Here is a 5,788-nt window from a genome sequence, read left to right as displayed (position 1 = left end):
GCGGCCTCGGCCGCTGCAGCGGTGGCGTGCGGGGTGGCGTCTTGGGCGGTGTCCAGCGCGGCGTTGTGCGCGTCCGGGCCGAACGACGCGAGCGCGAGTTCGCGCTCGAGCGGCGTCATGCCGTCGTGCGCGAGCGCCTCGGGCGGCCGCGTCACCACGTGCTCACCTTGCCGATCGCGGCGGCGACGCGCTGCCAGCGCGTGGGCAGCGTCGCGTCGACCTCGCCGGTCGCGGCGTGCGCGCGGCAGCCGCCGCGCTCGATCGACGCATCGGTGCGCACGTTCCAGCCGAGCGTATCGAGATCGTCCTGCAGATAGGCTTCGACGACGGGCAGGTCGGCCGGATTGACCGCGAGATGCGGCGCGCCGGACAGCGCGGGTTCGGCCGCGAGCACGTCGCGCACGGCGGCAACCAGCGCGGCCGGGTCGTGCTTCACGTGCTGCCGGACCACCTGCTGCGCGATGTCGAGCGCGAGCTGCGCGATATCGGCGGCCAGATCGTGCTCGACGGTCGACACGGCCTCGCGGAACGACGCGGCGAGCGCCGCGAGCTGCGCGGCCTGTTCACGCGCGTCGGCCTGGCCGGCTTCGAAACCCTGTTCGCGGCCCTGCTCGAAACCGGCCTGGTAGCCGAGCGCCTGGCCTTCGACATGGCCGGCCGCATGGCCTTCGGCGTGCGCGGCGTCGCGCACGCGCTGCAGTTCCTCGGCGAGCGCGGCGGCGGCCGCTGCCGCGTCGTCGGGCGGCGGCGGGGGCGGCGGCGGGTCGAACGACGCCATCTCCCACCGCTGGTAGGCGGTGAGGGTGCCCGCGCGATCGCTCGCCGAATCAGACATACGCGTCTTCCGCCTTGCCGCCGATCGCGATCGCGCCGCTTTCGGCCAGGTTGCGCACGATCTGCAGGATGCGGCGCTGCTGCGTCTCGACGTCGGACACGCGTACCGGGCCGCGCGCGTCGAGATCCTCGGCGAGCAGTTCGGCCGCGCGCTGCGACATGTTCGCGAGGAACTTCTGGCGCAGTGCCGGCGGCGCGCCCTTCAGCGCGATGATCAGCGTTTCCGACTCGACTTCCTTGAGCACCATCTGGATCGCGCGATCCTCGAGGTCGAGCAGGTTCTCGAACACGAACATCTGGTCGATGATCTTCTGCGCGAGTTCGGCGTCGTACTGGCGCACGCTTTCGAGCACGCCTTCCTCATGCACGCTCGTCATGAAGTTCAGGATTTCGGCCGCGGTGCGGATGCCGCCCATCGGGCTGCGCTTCAGGTTGTCGCTGCCGGACAGCAGGCCCGTCAGCACATCGTCGAGCTCGCGCAGCGCGGCCGGCTGGATGCCGTCGAGCGTCGCGATCCGCAGGATCACGTCGTTACGCAGCCGCTCGGTGAAGCACGACGCGATTTCCGACGCCTGGTCCCGGTCGAGGTGCACGAGGATCGTCGCGATGATCTGCGGATGCTCGTTCTTGATCAGTTCGGCCACGGCGGCCGAGTCCATCCACTTCAGGCCCTCGATGCCGCTCGTGTCGCTGCCCTGCAGGATGCGGTCGATCAGCACGCCGGCCTTGTCCTCGCCGAGCGCCTTGGTCAGCACCGAGCGGATGTAGTCGCTCGAATCGAGCGACAGCGCGGTGTGCTGCTCCGCTTCCTTCGCGAATTCGTGCAGCACGTCCTCGACCTGCTCGCGCGTGACATTCTTCAGCGCGGCCATCGCGGCGCCGATCTTCTGGACCTCGCGCGGCGCGAGGAACTTGAATACCTGCGCGGCCTCTTCCTCGCCGATCGACATCAGCAGGAGCGCGCTCTTGGTCAAGCCTTCAGCGTTCATCGGACACCCAGTTCTTCACGACGGTGGCGACGATCTTCGGATCCTGGCGGGCGATCGTGCGCGCGTAGTCGAGGTTGCGTTCGTAACGGTTCTTTTCGCTCTCGAATCCGAGCAGCAGCGAGTCGGGTTCCTCCGCCTTCTCCGGCGCCGGCAGGCCGTCGAGCACAACCGGATCGTCCGGTGCGGCGAGCGCCGGCGCGGCCGGTTCGGGCGGCGGGAATGCGCGGCGCATCGCCGGGCGCACGAACATGAAGTAGAGCGCCGCCGCGGCCGCCGCGATGCCGAGCCACTTCGCCGCTTCCTTCGCCATCGCGATCATGTCCGGCTGGCGCCACCACGGCAGGTCGGCGTACGGGTCGCTCGCGGTGGAGAACGCGCTGTTCACGACGTTCACCGAGTCGCCGCGCTTCTCGTCGTAACCCATCGCATCCTTCACGAGCTGTTCGACCTGCGCGAGCTTCGCGGGCGGCAGCGGCTGCATCGTCACGTGGCCCTTCGCGTCGGCGACCGGCTGGTAGTTGACGACGACCGCGACCGACAGCCGCTTCACGCTGCCCATCGGCTGTTCGGTGTGGCGGATCGTCTTGTCGAGCTCGTAGTTGGTCGTCTGGTCCTTGCGGTCGCTGACCGGCGTCGTCTGCGGCGCGTTCTGGCCGTTGCCGGCGACGATCGGCGCGGAGGCCGGCTGCGGCGGCGTGTTCGACAGCGCGCCCGGCACGCCCGACGCGCCGCCCTGCGCGAGTTCGGTCGCGCTGCTGGTCTGCTGGCTGCGGATCGCGGATTGCTGCGGATTGCCGTTCGGGCCGTAGCTTTCCGACGTCTGCTCGATCTTCGAGAAATCGAGATCCGCGCTGACCTGCGAGCGCGCGTTACCGGCGCCGAAGATCGGCGCGAGGATCGCATCGATGCGCTTCTGCGTGTTGTGCTCGACCTGCTGCACGTACTTGAGCTGGCTTGCGTCGAGGCCGGATGCCGACGCGGTCTGGGTCAGCAGGTTGCCGTCCTGGTCGACGATCGTCACGTTCTTCGCGGGCATGTCGGGCACGCCGGACGACACCATCCGCGTGATTGCCTGAACCTGGCCTTCGTCGAGCACGCGGCCCGGGTAGAGGTCGACGAACACCGACGCGCTCGGCGCTTCCTTGTCGCGCACGAACACCGACGGCTTCGGGATCGCGAGATGCACGCGCGCGCCGCGCACGGCGTTGATCGATTCGATGGTGCGCTGCAGCTCGCCTTCGAGCGCGCGCTGGTAGTTGATCTGCTCGGCGAACTGGCTGATGCCGAATTTCTGGTTGTCCATCAGCTCGAAGCCGACCGAGCCGCCCTTCGGCAGCCCCATCGCGGCGAGCTTCAGGCGCGTTTCATGCACCTGGCTCGACGGCACGAGGATCGCGCCGCCGGCATCGGCGAACTTGTAGGGAACGTTTGCCTGCTGGAGCGCGGCAATGATCGCACCGCCGTCGCGATCCGACAGGTTGCTGTACAGCACGCGGTAGTCGGGCGCGCGGCTCCACAGCACGAGCGCGGTGATGACGGCGACCGCGAATGCGACGGCGATCAGGAACGGCAGCTTCGGGTTGCCCTTCATCCGCGAGATGCCGGGGATGCGTTCCGCGAAGCCGCCAAGCCCGAAGTCCGCGCCTGCGCCACCCGCGCCCGGCAACGCGGCGGCCGCGGCGGCGCCGGGCGCCGGGCTGGCGAGGCCCCCGCGGGCGTCTGGGTTGATCAGCGAGTTGGCCTGCGAATCCATGCGTCGAGTTTCTCCGGAGCGGGACGACTGAGCTCGCTCGGACGAGCGGGCGGACAATGACACGATGCGATTATCGTGACCCGGGCCCAACTCCGATCGACCGAAAAGAGCGGGGTTTCCCCCGTACTTTCTCGGCTTTGACGCGCGGCGCGCTGCTATCCTTTTTCGGAATCCGGCATGGCGCGCGTGGTGCGGCGCCGGCGGATCTCCCGGTGCGTCCGGGTCTCTCTCTCAGGTTTGGGGACAGCATGACTGCGAACGTCAGCGGAATCGGTTCGGTGTTGCAACAGATGCAGTCGATGGCCGCGCAGGCGTCAGGCGGCGTCGCGAGCCCGGCGGCGGCACTGGCCGGCTCGGGGGCGGCGACGGCCAGCACGTTCGCCAGCGCGATGAAGGCGTCGCTCGACAAGATCAGCGGCGACCAGCAGCACGCGCTCGGCGAGGCACAGGCGTTCGAGGTCGGCGCGCCGAACGTGTCGCTGAACGACGTGATGGTCGACATGCAGAAAGCCAACATCGGCTTCCAGTTCGGGCTCCAGGTCCGCAACAAGCTGGTGAGCGCTTACAACGACATCATGCAGATGGCGGTTTGACACGGCGGCTATTCAGGGAAGGCGATCCGTGGACGGCCATCCGGCCTGGGCTGCGGGCCGGCCTGGCTGCGCCAGGCGGCACGCGCCGCTTGCCTAAAGCTTTCCCAATCCCTTCCGATAACTCCGGTGAAGGCCGCGTCGTGCGATGCACGGCGGCGGTTCCCGTATAGCCAAGGCACAACAAGGAGAAGCGCATGTTTTCCCCAGGACACGCTGGAGCCAGTGCATACGCGCGTGTCGGTGTCGAGACCGGGGTGATGGGCGCTTCCCCGCACCGGTTGATCGCGATGCTGTACCAGGGCGCGCGGCAGGCGGTTGCGCTGGCGCGCATGCATTTGCAGCAAGGCAATGTGTCCGCGCGCGGCGAAGCGATCAGCAAGGCGATCCGGATCGTCGACAGCGGGCTGAAGGCGTCGCTGAACCTCGATGCGGGCGGCGAGATCGCGGAGCGGCTGGATGCGCTGTATGCGTATATCGGCCGGCGGCTGCTTGAAGCCAATGCGCAGGCGAGCGACGCGATGCTGGTCGAGGTCGACAGGCTACTCGCGACGCTCGAGGAAGCATGGACGGGGATCGCCCCGGAAGTCGCGCGGATGGCCGCGCAACAGGCAGTGGAAGCATCGAGATGAATCGCAAGGCCGAATACTTCGAACGTTACGAGGCGCTCGCCGCCGTGTCGAGCCGGATGCTGGGCGCCGCCCGCAGCGCCGACTGGAGCGCGTTGCCGGGGTTGCAGGCCGAATTCTTGCAGCTGGTCGACGGGTTGAAGGAAGCCGATCCGGGCGTCGTGCTCGACGAATCGGATCTCGGCCGCAAGCTCGACCTGATCCGCCGCATCCTGGCCGACGACGCCGCGATTCGCGATCTCGCGAGCCCGGACGTCGCGCGGCTGTCCGCGCTGTTCGAGGCGCGGCGCTCGACCCAGGTATTGACCGATCTCTACCGCGCGCGCGGGTAGGGCCCGTTTCCGGGGAAACGGGCGCGGGGGCGCACGAGCCCGTTGCGGCAGGCGCGCAGTTCCCGCGGACGGCACCGGCGTGCCGTTCCCGGATTCGCAACGATGTGCAGGGTCTGTTTACATATGGAACGCGCATGCGAATGCCCGAAATCGCTCGCAGGGCAAGGAGTGAGGAGCGCCGTTTGGCCGAGCCAAATAAGCGACGAACGACGCCGCCATGCGGGCGATTTCGGGCATTCCCGTGACATGTTTTTTTAAATTTGGGGTTGCCACGAGAACGGCCGCTCGCCGCGTTGCGCTCCTTGCGAATACGTCAGTATTCGCAGCGTCGCGCGCCTCGCGAGCGGCCGTTCTCGTGGCAACGCATGCGCGTTCCATATGTAAACAGACCCTAGAGTAAGCAGGCTCCGATCATGACCGGTATCGACTCCGTTGCGGCCGCGCTGCTGGCGAGCCGCCTCGACAGCTTGCTGACCGGCACCGTGTCGGCGCCCGCCGGCGGCGGCGTGACCTCCCAGGTCGGCACGCCGGGCACCGGCGCGTCGTCCACGCCGTCGGCCGGCACTCCGCCTGCCGCACCGCCTGCTTCCACCCAGACTGCACTGTCCGATGTCGGGCGCGTGCTCGACGCGATCTCGCGCGCCGGCGGGGACGCGACGCC

General features: G+C 68.6%; 6 protein-coding genes and 2 pseudogenes. 4 read left to right on the top strand and 4 right to left on the bottom strand.

Annotation, left to right across the window (positions count from 1 at the left end; translation table 11 throughout):
• From F3J15_RS38310 to fliF, 4 genes and pseudogenes are all read right to left on the bottom strand, one after another.
• Positions 1 to 158, bottom strand: a pseudogene (locus F3J15_RS38310) (flagellum-specific ATP synthase FliI); the annotation flags it as partial.
• A complete protein-coding gene (fliH, locus tag F3J15_RS36740) occupies positions 152 to 835 on the bottom strand; it encodes a flagellar assembly protein FliH (RefSeq protein WP_166897623.1) in 684 nt (227 codons plus the stop codon). The gene fliH and the pseudogene F3J15_RS38310, both read right to left, overlap by 7 nt.
• Positions 828 to 1,823, bottom strand: coding sequence for a flagellar motor switch protein FliG (gene fliG / locus F3J15_RS36735; protein ID WP_069249110.1), 996 nt, complete (start codon positions 1,821 to 1,823; stop codon positions 828 to 830). The genes fliH and fliG overlap by 8 nt, the downstream gene beginning before the upstream one ends.
• On the bottom strand, positions 1,813 to 3,576 hold the full coding sequence (gene fliF / locus F3J15_RS36730) for a flagellar basal-body MS-ring/collar protein FliF (protein WP_069249109.1): 1,764 nt from the start codon (positions 3,574 to 3,576) through the stop codon (positions 1,813 to 1,815). Before fliF ends, fliG begins: the two co-directional genes overlap by 11 nt.
• 248 nt (positions 3,577 to 3,824) lie before the next feature.
• Here fliF and fliE point away from each other — a divergent pair, with 248 nt between their 5' ends.
• The 4 genes and pseudogenes from fliE to F3J15_RS36710 form a co-directional block, all read left to right on the top strand.
• A complete protein-coding gene (fliE, locus tag F3J15_RS36725; protein WP_069249108.1) occupies positions 3,825 to 4,169 on the top strand; it encodes a flagellar hook-basal body complex protein FliE in 345 nt (114 codons plus the stop codon).
• Between the two features lie 194 nt (positions 4,170 to 4,363).
• Entirely contained in the window at positions 4,364 to 4,798 is a 435-nt protein-coding gene (fliS, locus tag F3J15_RS36720) for a flagellar export chaperone FliS (protein ID WP_069249107.1), read from the top strand.
• Positions 4,795 to 5,127 (top strand): flagellar protein FliT, encoded by a 333-nt coding sequence (locus tag F3J15_RS36715; protein WP_166897620.1) that lies wholly within the window; start codon positions 4,795 to 4,797, stop codon positions 5,125 to 5,127. Before fliS ends, F3J15_RS36715 begins: the two co-directional genes overlap by 4 nt.
• A gap of 413 nt (positions 5,128 to 5,540) precedes the next feature.
• Positions 5,541 to 5,788 (top strand): annotated as a pseudogene (locus F3J15_RS36710) (flagellar hook-length control protein FliK); the annotation flags it as partial.

The sequence above is a fragment of the Burkholderia sp. Ap-955 genome (genome assembly GCF_011753045.1).
GTDB lineage: Bacteria > Pseudomonadota > Gammaproteobacteria > Burkholderiales > Burkholderiaceae > Burkholderia > Burkholderia lata_D.
The sequence above is the reverse complement of the archived record's forward strand: the minus strand, read 5'-3'. Positions and strand labels throughout refer to the sequence as shown.

Bases quoted from the DNA above. Each gene is read 5' to 3' on its own strand.
- fliS (WP_069249107.1), top strand. From the start codon at position 4,364: ATGTTTTCCCCAGGACACGCTGGAGCCAGTGCATACGCGCGTGTCGGT.
- fliE (WP_069249108.1), top strand. From the start codon at position 3,825: ATGACTGCGAACGTCAGCGGAATCGGTTCGGTGTTGCAACAGATGCAG.
- F3J15_RS36715 (WP_166897620.1), top strand. From the start codon at position 4,795: ATGAATCGCAAGGCCGAATACTTCGAACGTTACGAGGCGCTCGCCGCC.
- fliF (WP_069249109.1), bottom strand. From the start codon at position 3,576: ATGGATTCGCAGGCCAACTCGCTGATCAACCCAGACGCCCGCGGGGGC.
- fliG (WP_069249110.1), bottom strand. From the start codon at position 1,823: ATGAACGCTGAAGGCTTGACCAAGAGCGCGCTCCTGCTGATGTCGATC.
- fliH (WP_166897623.1), bottom strand. From the start codon at position 835: ATGTCTGATTCGGCGAGCGATCGCGCGGGCACCCTCACCGCCTACCAG.